This window comes from Arcticibacter sp. (assembly GCF_053551015.1).
The window spans coordinates 172,515-188,369 of sequence record NZ_JBMQOB010000007.1; the positions used below are offsets into that span (position 1 = coordinate 172,515).

The 15,855-nt window shown below is 49.6% G+C and carries 14 protein-coding genes; 7 read left to right on the forward strand and 7 right to left on the reverse strand.

The features are described 5' to 3' along the window. Positions 1 to 3: 3 nt before the first annotated feature. The 5 genes from ACO1NU_RS03550 to ACO1NU_RS03570 are packed head-to-tail and all read right to left on the reverse strand — an operon-like array spanning position 4 to position 4,677. On the reverse strand, positions 4 to 174 hold the full coding sequence (locus tag ACO1NU_RS03550) for a hypothetical protein (protein ID WP_448817084.1): 171 nt from the start codon (positions 172 to 174) through the stop codon (positions 4 to 6). Between the two features lie 18 nt (positions 175 to 192). Continuing rightward, a complete protein-coding gene (locus ACO1NU_RS03555; protein ID WP_448817085.1) occupies positions 193 to 2,430 on the reverse strand; it encodes a xanthine dehydrogenase family protein molybdopterin-binding subunit in 2,238 nt (745 codons plus the stop codon). Positions 2,431 to 2,441: 11 nt separating this feature from the next. Further along, positions 2,442 to 3,428, reverse strand: coding sequence for an FAD binding domain-containing protein (locus tag ACO1NU_RS03560; protein WP_448817086.1), 987 nt, complete (start codon positions 3,426 to 3,428; stop codon positions 2,442 to 2,444). Then, positions 3,425 to 4,036 carry a (2Fe-2S)-binding protein gene (locus ACO1NU_RS03565; protein WP_448817087.1) on the reverse strand — a complete coding sequence of 204 codons (612 nt, stop codon included), beginning with the start codon at positions 4,034 to 4,036 and terminating at the stop codon, positions 3,425 to 3,427. Before ACO1NU_RS03565 ends, ACO1NU_RS03560 begins: the two co-directional genes overlap by 4 nt. Before the next feature lie 47 nt (positions 4,037 to 4,083). Further along, positions 4,084 to 4,677, reverse strand: a complete 594-nt coding sequence (locus ACO1NU_RS03570; RefSeq protein WP_448817088.1) for a sugar O-acetyltransferase — start codon at positions 4,675 to 4,677, stop codon at positions 4,084 to 4,086. Between the two features lie 249 nt (positions 4,678 to 4,926). Here ACO1NU_RS03570 and ACO1NU_RS03575 point away from each other — a divergent pair, with 249 nt between their 5' ends. Both ACO1NU_RS03575 and gnd read left to right on the forward strand, forming a co-directional pair. Further along, on the forward strand, positions 4,927 to 6,999 hold the full coding sequence (locus ACO1NU_RS03575) for an LruC domain-containing protein (protein ID WP_448817089.1): 2,073 nt from the start codon (positions 4,927 to 4,929) through the stop codon (positions 6,997 to 6,999). Positions 7,000 to 7,170: 171 nt separating this feature from the next. Beyond that, complete coding sequence (gnd, locus tag ACO1NU_RS03580; RefSeq protein WP_448817090.1) at positions 7,171 to 8,148, forward strand: phosphogluconate dehydrogenase (NAD(+)-dependent, decarboxylating); 978 nt, start codon at positions 7,171 to 7,173, stop codon at positions 8,146 to 8,148. A 10-nt stretch (positions 8,149 to 8,158) separates the two neighbouring features. Here the strand turns inward: gnd and ACO1NU_RS03585 are convergent, their stop codons facing one another. Continuing rightward, positions 8,159 to 8,962, reverse strand: a complete 804-nt coding sequence (locus ACO1NU_RS03585) for an SDR family oxidoreductase (protein WP_448817091.1) — start codon at positions 8,960 to 8,962, stop codon at positions 8,159 to 8,161. 123 nt (positions 8,963 to 9,085) lie between these two features. Here ACO1NU_RS03585 and ACO1NU_RS03590 point away from each other — a divergent pair, with 123 nt between their 5' ends. The 3 genes from ACO1NU_RS03590 (at position 9,086) to ACO1NU_RS03600 (ending at position 13,053) form a co-directional block, all read left to right on the forward strand. Then, positions 9,086 to 11,590, forward strand: coding sequence for a DUF3857 domain-containing protein (locus tag ACO1NU_RS03590; protein ID WP_448817092.1), 2,505 nt, complete (start codon positions 9,086 to 9,088; stop codon positions 11,588 to 11,590). A 128-nt stretch (positions 11,591 to 11,718) separates the two neighbouring features. Then, positions 11,719 to 12,000: a hypothetical protein gene (locus ACO1NU_RS03595; protein ID WP_448817093.1), complete on the forward strand. Its 282-nt coding sequence runs from the start codon at positions 11,719 to 11,721 to the stop codon at positions 11,998 to 12,000. 54 nt (positions 12,001 to 12,054) lie between these two features. After that, positions 12,055 to 13,053 (forward strand): SDR family oxidoreductase, encoded by a 999-nt coding sequence (locus ACO1NU_RS03600; RefSeq protein ID WP_448817094.1) that lies wholly within the window; start codon positions 12,055 to 12,057, stop codon positions 13,051 to 13,053. Here ACO1NU_RS03600 and ACO1NU_RS03605 read toward each other — a convergent pair. Then, positions 13,050 to 13,898, reverse strand: a complete 849-nt coding sequence (locus tag ACO1NU_RS03605) for an alpha/beta fold hydrolase (protein ID WP_448817095.1) — start codon at positions 13,896 to 13,898, stop codon at positions 13,050 to 13,052. The genes ACO1NU_RS03600 and ACO1NU_RS03605 overlap by 4 nt on opposite strands. A gap of 110 nt (positions 13,899 to 14,008) precedes the next feature. Between ACO1NU_RS03605 and ACO1NU_RS03610 the strand changes: the two genes are divergently transcribed. Then, on the forward strand, positions 14,009 to 15,265 hold the full coding sequence (locus tag ACO1NU_RS03610; protein ID WP_448817096.1) for a cytochrome P450: 1,257 nt from the start codon (positions 14,009 to 14,011) through the stop codon (positions 15,263 to 15,265). A 4-nt stretch (positions 15,266 to 15,269) separates the two neighbouring features. Next, positions 15,270 to 15,845, forward strand: a complete 576-nt coding sequence (locus ACO1NU_RS03615) for an NUDIX domain-containing protein (RefSeq protein ID WP_448817097.1) — start codon at positions 15,270 to 15,272, stop codon at positions 15,843 to 15,845. The last annotated feature ends 10 nt before the right edge of the window (positions 15,846 to 15,855 follow it).

Sequence of the window (15,855 nt, forward strand, 5' to 3'; positions counted from 1 at the left end):
TTTTTATTCGAGATTATCAACACCCTCGTCTGCATCGGGCGACACCAAATCGTCACTTCCATCCTCCAGTTCCACATCGTTTTCTTCATAGTCGCCGTCGGGGTTTTCTGTTTTCGCTTTCTCTACACTTTCATCGTCAGGGAATCTCCCCAGCGGATCGTTTTCATAAATCATAGTTTCGCTTGTTTTGGTTTAAATTAATTTGTCTGGTGTCACCGGCAACTGCCTGATGCGTTTGCCTGTGGCGTTAAAAATCGCATTGACAATAGCAGGCGCCACCCCGATAATGGCAATTTCACCGATACCTTTCGTTCCCATCGGATCCACAATATAATCCGGCTTATTCGCGAACAGTACCTGGATATCGGGTACGTCTGCATGTACCGGAACATGATAGTCTGCAAAATCCTTGGTCATGTATCTGCCGAACCGGTGATCCATCACAGCATCTTCTTGCAAGGCCATCCCGATTCCGCCGGTCACGCCACCGATCATCTGGTTTCCCGCAGTCTTTTCGTTGAGTATGGTTCCCGCATCAGCACAGGTAACAACTTTTTTAACCTTCACCATTCCCGTTACTGCATGCACATGCACTTCAGCAAAATGGACGGAGTACGAGTACATGGAGTAGGCCCTCCGCTCTTCACCTGGCTTAGCCTCCTCAATAACATCGAGGTCAGCCGTGCGGCTTTTCTTCATCAGATCAGCGAGGCTCATCCGCACATTCTTACCCTTCAGCGTGATCTCATTATTTTCAAAGACGACCTGATCCATCGTCGCGTCTTTAAATTCAGGCACACTGCCAGTGGCAAGTGTAAGCAGTTCCTTCTTGAGTGCCTCGCAGGCCGCAATCACCGCAGAACCCACGCTGTTAACGGTAGAGGATCCGCCCTGATTTCCTGCCTGCGGAAATTCAGAATTACCCAGCTGAAAAGTGATCCGCTCAGCCGATATGCCGGTATGGTCGATCGCCACCTGGGTCATCGCGGTACCTGTACCCGGACCGATGTCTGTCACGGCACTTTGCAAAACCAGGGATCCGTTTCCAAACAGCTTGGCGCGCACCTTTGCTCCTCCGCGATTCGCACCGAAGGTGCCCACACCCATACCATAGCCAATCTGCCAATGACCCTCCTGCAACATACCCGGTTCCAGCTTTCTTTTTTCCCAACCAATGGCTTTGCTCCCCAGCTCAAAACATTCTTTCAGGAACTTGGTCGACCAGGGTAGTTTTTTCTCCGGATCAGACTCGGTATAGTTCAGTATGCGGAATGCCAGGGGATCCATCTTCAGTTTATAGGCAAGCTCATCCATGGCACTTTCCAGTGCAAAGGCACCGGTAGCTTCACCCGGACCGCGCATCCAGATCGGCGTGCTTACATCCAGTTGCAGGATGCGGTAGCGGGTGCTGACGTTCGGCGCATTGTACATCATGCGCGACTGCTGCAAAGTACTTTCCGTAAATTCTTCATAAGAGGATGTCTGACCTATTGATGCATGTGATATCCCCACAAGCCTCCCGTCTGAGCTGGCACCTATGCCGATCTTCTGCCAAGTCCTGGGACGGTAACCCACCATAAAGAACATCTGCTCCCGGGTCAGCATCAGCTTAACGGGGCGTTTAACCATCTTGGCGGCAATGATGGCAGCCGTCTCATGCGGCCAGTTGTGCAGACCATTACCGAAGGCGCCACCAACAAAGGGGGCTATCACCTTGACATTCTCAGGAGGGAGTGCCCACTCCCTGGCAAAATTCTGCTGAGTCGGTTGCGTGCCCTGCACTTTATCATACAGCGTCAGGCGGTCATCCGTTTCCCAATGTACGGTGATGGCCTGCAGCTCCATGGGATTGTGCATCTCCGAGGAGTGTTCGTATTCGGCTTCCACCGTTATCGCTGCGTTCTTATAGGCGTCGACCGCGCCACGGTCATAGTCAGCGAGGGGCGACTTAGGGTTCTTCTTCGCCTGGGAGGGCAGTACGGCCTTGTCCATGTTTGCATGGAAGTCCGTACGGTGCTCTGCCTGCGCATAGGTGACTTTTACCAGCGAAGCAGCATAAGTGGCACGCTCAAAGGTATCGGCCACTACTACCGCAACAGGTTGTCCGTTTGAATATACTTTGTTGTTATAGAACGGCCGCAGAGGCTGCCCTCCTGTAGCAGGTTCGGTCGGATGTTCATTGTCTGCCGGATACCCCGGAGGGCGGATAGCATTGACATGCGAAATGACCGCAAGCACTCCTGGAGCCCGACCAGCCGCCTTGCTGTCTACGCTCTTGATCGTTCCTTTCGCGATCGTACTGGTTACCAGCACCGCATATACCAGTCCCGGTAAATGGTATTCTGCGGAGTAGCGTGCCACTCCCGTCACTTTTAGCTTACTGTCTACCCTGTGCAGGGGCTCCCTGTTTTTCTGAGATATCTTTTCCATCTGCATTAGGTTTAAGCTTTTACCAGTCCCGAAGCAATACTTAAGGCGTGTACAATGCTTCTCGGCGCAAGCCTCAGTTTGAATTCATTATGTTCGTATGCCCGGGCGCCACGCATCGCCAGGTTTGAAGCTTCCTGGAAGCTGGAGGCCGATATCTCCTTTCCAATCAGAAAGTTTTCTGCTTCCGTAAGCCGCCAGGGCTTGTGTGCCACACCACCCATAGCCAGCCTGGCTCCGCGAATCAGCTTTCCGTCGAGATCCAGCGCCGCCGCGACCGATACAAGTGCAAAAGCATAGGAATTGCGGTCGCGCACCTTCAGATAATGCACGTGTTTCAAAGGAGAGCGTGGAATGCTGACACCCGTGATGAGCTCGTTTTTCCCGATGGTTGTATCCTGCTCAGGATGATCACCCGGGAGGCGGTGGAAGTCCTGCACCGGGATGGAACGACGGCCCTTGGGTCCGGATAGGTGCACTGTAGCATCCAGTGCGGCAAGAGCTACGTTCATATCGCTGGGGTTAACGGCAATGCAATGTTCGCTGGCCCCAAAGATGGCATGCATCCGGTTGAACCCTTTCAAAGCGCCGCAGCCGCTCCCCGGAACGCGTTTATTGCAGGGCATGGCAGTATCGTAAAAATAGGGACATCGCGTACGCTGCAGAAGATTTCCTCCTACAGTTGCCATATTCCTGAGCTGTGCTGAAGCACCTGCAAGAAGTGCCTGTGAGAGCAGAGGCAAGCCTTCGCGGATATCGCGGTGCTCCGCCACTGTGCTGTTCAAGGCTAGTGCACCGATATAAAATTCTTGTTTTTCTTTCCTGATCTCCTTCAAAGGAAGGCGGTTGATGTCTACCAACCGGTCAGGCGCTTCTACGCCGCGCTTCATCAGATCAAGCAGATTGGTTCCTCCGGCAACGAACCGGGCTCCGGGATCTTTTAAGAGGGCATTGACGGCCGCCTCAGCTTCTGCGGGCCGTACATACTGGAACTGTTTCATACTCCGGCCCCTCCTTTAACTTCTTTAATGGCTGCGACAATATTGGGGTAGGCTCCACAGCGGCAGATATTTCCGCTCATGAACTCGCGTATTTCTTCATCCGTTCCGGCATGCCCCTCCCGTATGCAGGCAACAGCCGACATGATCTGACCCGGGGTGCAGTATCCGCACTGTAATCCATCGTGTTTGATGAAGGCGGCCTGCATGGGGTGCAGGTCCTTTCCATTGGCAAGTCCTTCTATCGTAGTGACCTTCCTTCCGTCGTTCATTACGGCGAGCGTGAGACAAGAGTTCACACGCTGCCCGTCGACGTGAACGGTACAAGCACCGCATTGACCATAGTCGCAGCCTTTTTTTGTGCCGGTAAGATGAAGGTGCTCTCGGAGGAAGTCGAGCAAGGTCACCCGCGGATCAATCTTCACCTGGTGCATGCTTCCGTTTACCTCTACCTGAAGGGGGACGTTCTCGATAGCGGCGGCCAGACGTTCATCCCACTGCTCTTCCGCCGCTTTCAGTGCTGCCGGCGGAGCCATTGCAGCAACAGTTATCAGGGTCGATTTCTTAAGAAAATTACGTCTCGACTCCTTGCTTGATTTTTCTTTCGCCATTGGTCAGGAATTACATTATCTAATTACTGACCAATGGGAATATTGTTTTAAGGCTTTTTCAAAAAGTAAGAATCGATTTCTCCCTCCGCGTTATTAAGCTTCCTGATCACGCGTGCCGGGTTTCCCACCGCAAGGGAATCATCCGGAATATCTTTAACCACTACTGATCCTGCGCCAATCACGCAACGGTCGCCTATCGTCACGCCCGGGCAGATTGTTACGTGACCACCAATCCAGCAACGTTCGCCTATCGTTACTGGCTTGCAGTTTTCCCATACATCACGTTCGTCCGCATCCAGAGGGTGCTGGGCAGTGTAGATATGCACTCCCGGCGCGATCATCGTCCGGGCACCTATTGTCACCTTTGCACCGTCGAGGATCACAGCTCCAAAGTTGATGAACACCTTGTTGCCGGCATAAATATGATCACCATAATCGCAGTAGAAAGGCGGCTCAAAGTGGACGTTGGGTGCGGAATTGGGCAATAACTCATTCATAACGTTTTGGAAGTTTTCGGTGTAGTACTCCGTCACGTTTAACTTATGTAAAAGGCCTTTTACACGCCTTCTTATGCTGACCATTTCTTCGCTGTGGGCGTCGTAAGGCTCACCATCAAACATTCTTTCTTTTTGTGTCTTCATCGTTCCTGTGCAGGAAGCTTTATCGGGAACATCTTCCTGCTTCGGCCCAAAGATATTAATTATCGGGGAAGACAAACTGTGCCACGATGATGCAGCTCAAACCTGCACATGTGTAATTTTTTTCTCAAACTGTGTACGGAGATTTAACTCCTGATTAAGGCGGTCCGGTAAAAATCACGCTACAAAGCGATTGGGCGGGGGGGCGGAGGTAGAATAATGTTCTGGTACAGTTTATGCCTAAACCGGAGCATGAAATGGACGTTTCTCAAACTCAGCATTGCAATCCTTGCATTGTCGATTGCATCCTGCCAAAAAAACCAAGTAAATGACGCCGGTGAAGCGATCACGGGGGACAAAGCTTCTCCCGACGGATTCGACTACGCTACCACCAGGAAAGTCGCCCTCAACGTACGCCTCCTTACCAGGACGGATCAGCCGCTCCGCAATGTCATGGTATCCGTGTACAATCCCGACAGGGTTGAAGCGGGCGCAGAGTTGACGAAAGTGCTTAGCGACGAGAACGGCTATGTAAAAACCATCCTTAATTTGCCTTCTTACCTTGATACAATCGTTATTGATCCTGCCTATATCGGTCTTGCCAGAAACCTGAGCGCCTATGTAAGCGGCAACACCATCAACGCCGTGATCGGTGGAGCGTCAGGGGTCAGCGGAAATATTGTTCTTCAAACAGGCAGCAACGCCTCTCCTGTATTGAAGAATGCGCGTTTTTCCACCTCCGCGAGTAGCACCGTTTTTGTTTATAATCCTGCGGAGTTCGACGAACTTGGCAGACCCAATAAACGCGAACAGGTGGATAATACGGTTGATATGGCCGCGCTTATCCGTCACCTGGGTAACACGATACCGGAGGGCCAGTCTGTTCCGGCTGTCCGCCCAGAATACCTGAATACCGAGGCTCCCACAAACCTCAGCATCACCAAAACCTCAGATGTTTGGATAACGTTTGTTCATGAAGGCGCAGATTATCTGAACTCCCTTGGCTACTATACCTATCCAACGGGTCATAAGCCAACATCTGCGGATCAGATCGATTCAATCCGACTGATATTTCCCAATGCTTCGCTAGCTGGAGGGCGTGGAGCAGGTAACATGCTTCAAGGCGACAAAGTAAAGATCGGACGCTTTAAGCCTGGTACCTCCATCGGATTTGTTTTGATTCAAAACGCCTATAATACCAAAGACAAGACTGTTAACTACGGCGCGGCAATGTTCTTTACTGACGAAACGCTAAATCCGGAGTCGAACAACAGCCAGAAGAGACATAACGTATTACTTAACGATGCTACACAACGGGTATTTCTTGTGGGCTTCGAAGACATAAACCGTAGCCCGGGAGCCCACAGTGATCAGGACTTTAATGATATTGTGTTCTTTGCCCAGTCTAATCCTGTAGAGGCGATATCTCCAATAGGTATTCCGTTCGTCGACGAGAATGTTACTGACAAAGACAAGGACGGCGTTCCGGATCTCTATGACGAGTATCCTGAGGATCCGACACTGGCTTACAACCGCTATTATCCGAGCAAATCTGTATGGGGCACCATTGCTTTCGAAGATATGTGGCCAGCAGAAGGTGACTATGATTTGAACGACTTGGTTGTCAGCTATCAATACCGATTTGCCATGAACGCCGCAAACAACGTGGTATACATGAACGGATCATATAAGCCACTTGCTGCAGGAGCAAACTTCAACAACGGCTTTGGCATACAGTTGCCACTTACCCCTGGAACAGTAAAACAGGTGAGCGGACAGAAGCTTAGCGCGAACTATATCAAAATGTCGGCTAACGGCACAGAGAGCGGTCAATCTTCAGCGGTCATCATACCGTTCGATTCTCATCGCAATTTATTCGCTTCCGGCGCCAATTTTATTAACACCGTACGCAATACGCCCATTACTTCCAGCGATACGATTTCAATCACCGTCCGCTTCAACTCGCTACTGCAGGAAGATTTTACCGCGAGGGCTCCATTTAATCCGTTCCTAATCAGTAATCTGACAAGAGGAAGGGAAGTGCACCTGGTGAATCACCTGCCAACAGATCTTGCTGATCAGGCATTGCTCGCCACACAGTCGGATAACTCCGATGTCAAAGCAGGAAGGTACTATGTCACGAAGGATAACAAACCTTTCGCGCTTGATATCTTCGGATCCTTTGATTACCCAGTTGAGAAAGTCGCCATATACGATGTATATAAGTACTTCTCCCAATGGGCGTTGTCTGGCGGCCAGCAGTACGCAGACTGGTATTCTGACAAGCCAGGGTACCGGAACAGGGAGTCCATTTTCACGAAATAGTTTACAGTTCAGAGATAAGAAACAAGAAAGGAACCGCAGACCGCGGTTCCTTTCTTGTTTACAGACGAGTCGCGAGTTTCGGTTTACGTTAGCCGCAGGTTCCTTAAAACAAAATCGCAGTCCAGGTCTTAATGATTAAGCGCTTTCAGAACGCATCAAATCAACATCAGGATGAAAAAGACAACAATAGGTATTATCGGCCTGGGCAAAATGGGAGGGAACATGGCGCTGCAGGCGATTGACAGAGGTTATAAGGTTGCCGGGTACGACCTCAACAGCTACCCCGATCTACAGGAATACGGTCTAACGCAGGCGCCCGATATGGACTCGCTGGTCGCCGCTCTGCCATCTCCAAGAATGGTGTTCATCTATGTACCCGCAGGAGCGGTTATCGACCGGATTATCGAGCAGCTTTCTACCAGACTGGAAAAAGGAGACATCATCATCGACGGAGGAAACTCGTACTGGGGAGATTCTGTGCGCAGGGCACAGGCACTGAAAGAGCATGAGATCGCTTTTGTTGACTGCGGAACCAGCGGCGGAGTTGACGGCGCCCGTAACGGAGCCTGCTTTATGGCTGGTGGAGAACCGGAAGCTATGGATCATGTAGCGCCGGTGCTCAGGGACCTTTCCGTGGAAAATGGATTTGTTCATACCGGAGGACCCGGCTCGGGACATTACGTCAAGCTTGTACATAACGGCATCGAATTCGGCATGCTTCAGGCTATAGCCGAAGGGATGGACCTTCTGTCGCATTACCGTGAAGAACTCAACTTTCCTGAGATCCTTAAAACCTGGAACAATGGCTCAGTCATCCGATCCTGGCTGATCGAGCTGATGGCAAAGACTTACGACGAGCAGCAGGGATTTGAAAAAGTTCCCTCCTATATTGAAGACACGGGGGAGGTGAACTGGCTAGTGGCAGACGCTATGCGCATGGAAGTACCCGTACCCGTCATTGCCCAATCAGTAATGCAACTTTTTGCTTCAAGAAAGCCAGGAAGCGTCGCCGATAAAGCCATTGCCATGATGCGGAATGGCTTCGGGGGACATCCCTTCGGTCCCGATGAAGGAATCCGTTACGAACGGAAATATGGCAAACTTGAAAATATTGAAAGCAGCTATCTGTACAAGAAAAAGCCGGAGTAAGTCCTGCTGCTTATCCATTCTCCAGAAAACCGGGATACAAGGTCATCCCACCATCCACATAGATGGTGGTTCCTGTAACGTAGTCGCTCTCATCAGAAGCCAACCAGATAGCAGCTTTCGCTATATCCTCAGGCTGACCGATGCGCTTATAAGGAATAAGTTTGAGCAATTCAGCCATTTTTTCTTTATCCTTCCAGACATCATCATTGATATCGGTTGCGATGGCTCCCGGCGAAATACAGTTTACGCGAATCTTCTTTTGGGCGACTTCGAGTGCTAGTGATTTCATTAACATAGAGATCCCACCCTTGGATGAGGCATAATTGACGTGACCTGCCCATGGAATCACATCATGCACAGAACTGATGAAAATGATGTTTCCCTTCGACTTATCATTATCGCCAACATCAGGTTTTTGTTCAAAAAGCCTGATAGCCTCTCTGGCACAAAGGAATTGGCCCGTCAAATTGGTCTTGATCACTGCATTCCACTCATCCAGGCTCATATTTGAAAAAGAACTGTCCTTCTGAATTCCCGCATTGTTGATCAGCACATCAAGAGGACCGTAAGCATCTACTGCTTTCGCATACATTGCCTGTACCTCATCTTCGCTACTCACGTCAGCCTGATGGATAAATCCCTCACCGCCAGATGCTGTAATCTTGTTGAGCGTATACTGCGCACCCTCTTTATCGCTATGATAGTTTACAATAACCCTGGCGCCCAGCTGGCCAAAACCTATTGCAATACCTTGCCCGATACCAGAGCTCGCTCCTGTCACTAAAACAGTTTTTTTTTCTGATGTTTTTTCCATTAGTATATCTGATGATCAAATACTCAACAGTAGCTGTCTACGAATGTTCATTGATATATTATTTTCATAAATTGCACTCATGCGCTCCCGGAAGCGAATGATTTTTCTAAACCTAACCTTATCATGAAGCATCTTATCTTATCAATAGGCTTTATACTATTTATTCTGAGCCCTCATTTTCTAAAAGTCTCAGAACCAAAAATATCACAACAGGCGGCTCCCGAATGGGTGGTTAAGCTTCCTCAATATGCACAAAAGAAGAATATAGCCGACACTGCGTCAGAGTATATTCTGAATGTATCTGAAGAACAGCTGCATGCAGAAAAGAGGTCCAGATACATCCGGATTGTTCGCGAAGTCGTTTCGGATGAGCCCTCGGAGGAGGCTGCTGAAATATCTGTAAGCTTCGATCCTTCATGGCAGAGCCTCGTCTTCCATGAAGTAATATTATGGAAGAATGGCAAGCCACAGAATAAACTGGATATACGCAAATTCCAGATCACTGAAGATGAACAGGACCCGAAGCCTCGGAAGTATTCCAATATGCATACGGCGTATTTTTCAGTGAAAGCTTTAAAAAAAGGGGAGAAGCTCGAATTCTCTTATACTTTGAGGGGTGCTAACCCGGCCTTTCATGGTCAATTTTTCAGAGTTCTCTACCTGCAGGAGTATAAGCCCGCTCTGGTACACTATACATCACTTATCTCTTCGAAAAAACGTAATATCCGGTTCAAGTATTTAAATGCTGCCGAAAAACCGGTGATAAAAGCAGAGGGAGATCTGATGCGCTATGAGTGGCTGCGAAGAAATCTCCCCGCAGCTCACTTTGAGACGCATGAGCCAGAATGGTTCAGTCCCGCCCCCATAGTGCAGGTGAGCGACTACTCTGACTGGACGCAGGTCGCAAAGATGGCGAGTAACCTGCTGGTTGTCTCCGATGGGAGTGCAGCTGGGTTAAACCCTCTTTCAGCCAAAATTAAAAGCACCTATCGAACAGAGGAAGCCAGATTAAGGGAGGCTGTTCGATTCGTTCAGGATGATATCGAATCTGTCTGGATAACACAGGGATTGTTCCGGCCCAAAATCTGCCGGGCTGAGGAAGTCCTTGCCCAGGGGTACGGAGACTCCAGAGATAAAGCAGTACTGCTGACTTCTCTTCTCCGCTCTATAGGTGTAGAATCCTACATTGCTTTGATCAATGATGATGATCAAACAAGACGCGATCAGTTTTTACCTTCCTTTTCGCTGTTCCACCGGGCCGTAGTAAAGGCGCTGGTCAGGGGAAAAGATGTGTGGATCGATCCGATGTTGACTGATCAGGGTGGGAAGAATGCGGAGTTCTACTTTCCCGGCGCAGAGAATGCCCTGGTACTCGACAATAGTAATCATCACCTGATCCGGATTCCCCATACTCAGAATGGCAAGCTGGTCGCCGTTGAGCAATACAGGCTTTTGAACATCGGGCCCCCGGTACAGTTGAAGGTAAAAACAACATATACCCTAAACGAAGCAGATCATATCAGAAGATCATTTAAGGAAACTCCTTTAGACACCATTCAGAAGAATTACCTCAGGTATTATTCTGAAAGATATCCCCATATTAAGGTGAAAGAACGGCTTAATATGCAGGATAACCGGAAAAAGAATGAAATCACCATCACTGAGTACTACAAGATTGATCAGTTCTTCATTCAGGACTCCGTTTTGAAGAACTACCGTTTTACTTTCGGTGCAGACCTTATTAACGGAAAATTGGTTGATACAGATCCGGGCAGAAAGCATGCTATAACAGTTGAATATCCTGTAGACATTGACAATACTATTTTAGTTTCTTCAGCCGGCGGCTGGAACATAGACGATGAGTCCAGTGAGATCAAGCGGGAGGCATTCGTCTTCAGATCAAACCATTATGCAGAAGGCGATCTACTAACTCTTCACTATCAGTTCAGCTATTTAAAACCTTATATACCAGCCCACCAGGCCAGCGGGTATTCGGCAGACGTTGCAGCATTGAAAAGCGACTATCTCAACTATGATGTCATCTACACTCCGGATCAAGTTCCTTATTACCCAAATTACTGGATGCTAGGTTTCTCCGTAGCCCTTGTCATACTTTGTTTAACACTATCGCTTTGGTTATACAGGCGTAAGACCTCAGCCACATTCAGCTATAGAGATCCTATTCCCCTCGGTGGCTGGCTGATTGTTATTATTCTGGTTCTGTTATCGACAACCGCTTACTCGGTGTACGAGTTCATCCACGAAAAATACTCAGATTTAAACAGCTGGAATTCCTTTCAGGCGAGAAAGCTATATTCTGTTTATAAGATATATCTGACACTATCCGTTTTAAAAGTAGTCTTTATCTGCTGCTTTTCGCTCTTTTCTTTATTCCTGATCCTCAAGAAAAGGGATATCCTTCCGAGAATGATTAATATCTATTATGCCAGTTCGTCTGTTCTTACTGTGTTGGTTTTTATGTTTAGCTCATTCCTTTACGGTCAGGGAGATTTGATGTCGGAGGCCGGGTATTCCATCCTCACGACGATCAGCTGTATAGCGTATTTCAATAACTCTGAACGGGTGAAACAGACATTTCTGGTCCCGTATCCGAACAAGCGAGATTAAACACAGCACACCCGTATAAGTCACATCGTCGTACGTATAGCTCTCATGATAAGTACCTGATCGGCTAAATCGACCACACCAAACGCCAGTGACCGTGTTTTTAATGCATTAACTGTTTACATGCACATATGAAGAGCACACTGGAATTACATTTTGACGAAAAAAAAGTACATGTTTCCGTTCAAGAACTGCTATACCACGAAGAGCCTGCCTGGCAGGTAAGCCTTTCCGATGGGCAGCAGTTTATGTTGAAGGATGAGGATGGCAGGTGGGTACCTGCCGAAGTAGAACAGGAAGTAGATGCCGAATTGGTACAAGCCCTGAGTAAAGCACTCCACAAAGCCGCTGATGCTGGGAAAGGTCCGTTTGCCAACGACGACATTCCCGCACCACCTGCAGAACTTTTCTAATGTGGCGAACCGCTTGTGGCTTTATTTGTTGATCAGAGGATAACGACATCTACCATGAGAAGCAGCAAAAAGAAACTGGGTGCAAGGGCACCTCTGAACGAAAAGACCATTGTAATAGCGGGAGCATCCAGTGGAATAGGCAGGGCCGCAGCACTTGCATTCGCAGGGCACGGGTGCAGCCTTATCTTATTGGCCCGCCGCAGTCAGGTACTTGCCGAATTGGCCGCCGAATGCCTGGAGGCTGGTGCCAGGCAAGCGCTCGCTGTTCAAGCCGACGTGACAAAACCGGAAACACTCGACAACGCAGTGAGGATTGCACTGGAGTCCACGGGAAAGATTGACATCTGGATCAACAACGCAGGAAGTGGAGCCGTAGGCACCTTTGAAGAAATTCCGCTGCATGTACACCATAAGGTGATCGAAACTAATCTGAACGGTTATATTAACGGCACCTACAGCGTACTTCCCTTGTTTAAGCAACAGGGATATGGAACACTGATAAACACCATCTCTGTGGGTGCATTCGCGCCGGAACCTTATGTGGTGGCTTACTCGGCAAGCAAGTACGGACTGCGGGGCTTTTCTGAAGCGCTCAGATGTGAACTGCTGCACTGGCCCGACATCCACGTGTGCGACGTTTTTCCGGCGTACATCGACACACCGGGCTTCCAGCATGCGGCCAACTATACCGGCAAGAGGCTTAAACTTGTCCCGCCGGTTTTCCGTGCGAAACGGGTAGCTAAGGCGATGGTTAGATTGGCGCGACATCCCAAGGACGCCGTCAACGTAGGGGAGACGGCCGGAGTGTATAAGGCAGCAAACGCCCTGGCACCGGCACTTTTCAGACGCGTGGTGACGGGTATCATGGATAATTATTTCAGCAGGGCTAAACCGGCGACCATTGGAAGCGGACACCTCTTTCAATCCGGAGAAAAAGGCACAGGTGTATCCGGTGGATGGCTTCCAGAAAAACGGCCGATGAGGGGATCGCTTCTTTTTACTGCGGGAGTGGCGGCGCTCGCGACGGGCTTATTCCTCTTCCAGAAACGCTAATATATCCTCATTGAAACTTTGAGCTTCTCATGGTGAATCCAGTGAGTAGCATCCTCGTAAGTCTTTAGACGGGCGTTGACGCAAAAATCGAGACTGGGAGGCGCCAGTTCAAATGAGAGTGCGGCGTCCTGTTTGCCCCAGATGAGCAGCAGCGGCTTCCTGATCTGGTGTTTACCGGAAGCGGTGATTTTGAACAGCTTACTGCTGAGCATCGCCCGGTACCAGTTGATCATAGGCGATATCCCTTTGCTCCAGGCTTCCCTGTAGTGAGACATATCCTCAGCAGAGAAGGTGCCAGGAACGGCGGTTTTGAGCATGCTGTTTGCCAGCATGCTCAAATTGTTCCGGCTGATCAATTGTTCCGGCAGGCGGGGTATCTGAAAGAAATAGATATACCAGCTTTTAAAGAACTGTTTAAGCGGCATCTTCTTTCTGAGAGCAGCGGGATGCGGAACGTTGGCAATCACAATCTTGCCGAAGAGTTCCGGGTGATAGGTGGCCAGATGCCAGGAAACAATGCCGCCCCAATCATGGCCGACAAGGAGAGTGTTCTCTAATCGAAGCTGAGCGATCAGGTCGACGATGTCCTGGGTCAGCTGCTCCAGTTCGTAGGCGCGAACCTGTCCGGGCTTGTCGCTGAGGTTGTACCCCCGCTGATCTGGAACGATCACCCGAAAGTTGCGTGCCGCAAAGTAATCGATCTGCTTGTGCCATCCGTACCAGTGCTCGGGAAAACCGTGGAGAAAGAGGACCGGCTGTCCTTCTGGATCTCCCGCCTCCATGACATGGAGGCGTATGCCGTTTACCGTGTAGAATGCAGACTTCATTGCTGTTGCTGTTGCCATACCGGGATAATGGCCAGCAATTCAAAAATGTTTCGCCATAAGCTAAATAAGAAAATTTAAAACCTGCATGTCGCAGGCCTTGTTTCATCCATTCATTACTCGAATTAAATATGCAGCATATACCCAGGGAGAATATACTCGCGGGAGGACTTGGTCTCATTAACGAGGGCTTTCCTTTCATCATGAACAGGAGGATCAAGCACAAATCGGACATCTTTAAAATGAGCATCCTCGGTTTTGATGTGATCTGCTTCGGCGGCGAAGATGCCGCAAAGACATTCTACGACCCGCAGAAATTCGTGCGGAAGGGCGCCGTGCCTCCTCCGATACAGAATACGCTCACGGGTAAGAACGCTATCCACACCCGGGATGCCCATGAGCACCAGCATAGGAAAGCGATGTTCATGTCGCTGCTCAACGATGGCAATATCGGTTCCTTGCAGGATCTTGTGCGCGAAGAACTCGCCAAAGCATCTGCTGTCTGGGAAACCATCCCGCGAATTGTGCTGTTCCGCGAAGCTGCTGAAGTACTGGCAAAAGCGATCTGCAGATGGGCCGGTATACCCGTAACAGATGAACAAGCCGTACATGCCGCCAGAAGCTTCGTTGCGATGGTTGATGCCTACGGCTCGCTTGGCTCAAGGAACATCCGGGGACGTAAAGCCCGGAAGGAAATGGAGAAATGGATTTCCGCAGTGATTAGTGACCTGCGGTCCGGAAAGCTCGAAGCAGAAAAGCAGTCTGCCGTGTACGTTTGTGCGCATTACCGTGATACAAAGGGCAATCTGCTCGATATCAAGATGGCTGCAGTTGAGCTGCTTAATATTCTGCGACCCACCGTAGCCATCTCCTGGTACGTAACCTTTGCTGTCCTGGCTCTGCGGGATTACCCAGAATGCAGACAAAAAATGATGGAGGGCGAAGACGAATACTTGACTCATTTCATCAACGAGGTACGCCGGTTCTATCCTTTCGCGCCATTCATGGGAGCAAGGGTGAAGAAAGATTTTCAATGGCGTGAACACCGCTTTGCGAAGGGATCATTGGTACTGCTTGATATGTATGGGACGAATCACGACCCCCGACTCTGGGAAGAGCCGTTCAGCTTCAATCCGGACCGTTTTGCCGGACGCTATATCAAGCCTTTTGACTTCCTTGCACAGGGTGGAGGCGATGCGCGTAGCACGCACCGTTGTCCGGGCGAACTAATCACTGTCGAAACACTTAAGACCTTCCTGATTTTCCTGATACGTGACGTGCGGTACCAGGTGCCGGAGCAGGATCTTTCGTATAGCCTTGCCAGAATGCCTACGATGCCACAATCAGGATTCATCATGGAGAAAGTAAAAATGAACAAAATAGACTGAAAGAATGGCTGAGATCAAGATCATCAGGGAAGAAACCCTGTCGGATAAAAAGTATCCGCTCAAATATTATACATTCCAGCGGACCAACAGCAAAGGAGAGCTGCTGGAGAAAAAGAACGAGATCTACTTTCGTCCCGATGCCGTCACGGTACTCCTGGTGGATAAAGTAAACCGGAAGTTTCTGCTTACAAAGCAGTTCAGGATGGCAACCTACCTGAACGCAAATCCCTCCGGCAAACTTGTTGAAGCCTGCGCCGGCATCATCGATGAGGGGGAGTCGCCGGAGCAGACAGCGCACAGGGAGGTCGAAGAGGAAACCGGTTACCAGATCCAAAATCTAAGCAAGGTAGCCAGCGTATATACATCCGCAGGGGGGATCACGGAGTTCCAGCACTTGTATACTGCTGAGTATGACAGCAAAGGACAGCATGCTGAGGGTGGCGGACTGGAAGAAGAAGGTGAGGACATTGAACTGGTGGAGCTGGACTTTGATGATGCCCGTGAACAACTACGAAAGGCGGAGTTCATCGATGCAAAAACCATCATGCTATTGCAACATTACTTTCTTAATGCGGGCTGATCTGTGTTCG

What these genes read in the sequence shown, in the direction of transcription:
- ACO1NU_RS03560 (WP_448817086.1), bottom strand. Translation starts at nt 3,428, where the DNA reads ATGAAACAGTTCCAGTATGTACGGCCCGCAGAAGCTGAGGCGGCCGTC.
- ACO1NU_RS03590 (WP_448817092.1), top strand. Translation starts at nt 9,086, where the DNA reads ATGAAGCATCTTATCTTATCAATAGGCTTTATACTATTTATTCTGAGC.
- ACO1NU_RS03615 (WP_448817097.1), top strand. Translation starts at nt 15,270, where the DNA reads ATGGCTGAGATCAAGATCATCAGGGAAGAAACCCTGTCGGATAAAAAG.
- ACO1NU_RS03570 (WP_448817088.1), bottom strand. Translation starts at nt 4,677, where the DNA reads ATGAAGACACAAAAAGAAAGAATGTTTGATGGTGAGCCTTACGACGCC.
- ACO1NU_RS03600 (WP_448817094.1), top strand. Translation starts at nt 12,055, where the DNA reads ATGAGAAGCAGCAAAAAGAAACTGGGTGCAAGGGCACCTCTGAACGAA.
- ACO1NU_RS03565 (WP_448817087.1), bottom strand. Translation starts at nt 4,036, where the DNA reads ATGGCGAAAGAAAAATCAAGCAAGGAGTCGAGACGTAATTTTCTTAAG.
- ACO1NU_RS03605 (WP_448817095.1), bottom strand. Translation starts at nt 13,898, where the DNA reads ATGGCAACAGCAACAGCAATGAAGTCTGCATTCTACACGGTAAACGGC.
- ACO1NU_RS03555 (WP_448817085.1), bottom strand. Translation starts at nt 2,430, where the DNA reads ATGGAAAAGATATCTCAGAAAAACAGGGAGCCCCTGCACAGGGTAGAC.
- ACO1NU_RS03595 (WP_448817093.1), top strand. Translation starts at nt 11,719, where the DNA reads ATGAAGAGCACACTGGAATTACATTTTGACGAAAAAAAAGTACATGTT.
- ACO1NU_RS03585 (WP_448817091.1), bottom strand. Translation starts at nt 8,962, where the DNA reads ATGGAAAAAACATCAGAAAAAAAAACTGTTTTAGTGACAGGAGCGAGC.
- ACO1NU_RS03550 (WP_448817084.1), bottom strand. Translation starts at nt 174, where the DNA reads ATGATTTATGAAAACGATCCGCTGGGGAGATTCCCTGACGATGAAAGT.
- ACO1NU_RS03610 (WP_448817096.1), top strand. Translation starts at nt 14,009, where the DNA reads ATGCAGCATATACCCAGGGAGAATATACTCGCGGGAGGACTTGGTCTC.
- ACO1NU_RS03575 (WP_448817089.1), top strand. Translation starts at nt 4,927, where the DNA reads ATGAAATGGACGTTTCTCAAACTCAGCATTGCAATCCTTGCATTGTCG.
- gnd (WP_448817090.1), top strand. Translation starts at nt 7,171, where the DNA reads ATGAAAAAGACAACAATAGGTATTATCGGCCTGGGCAAAATGGGAGGG.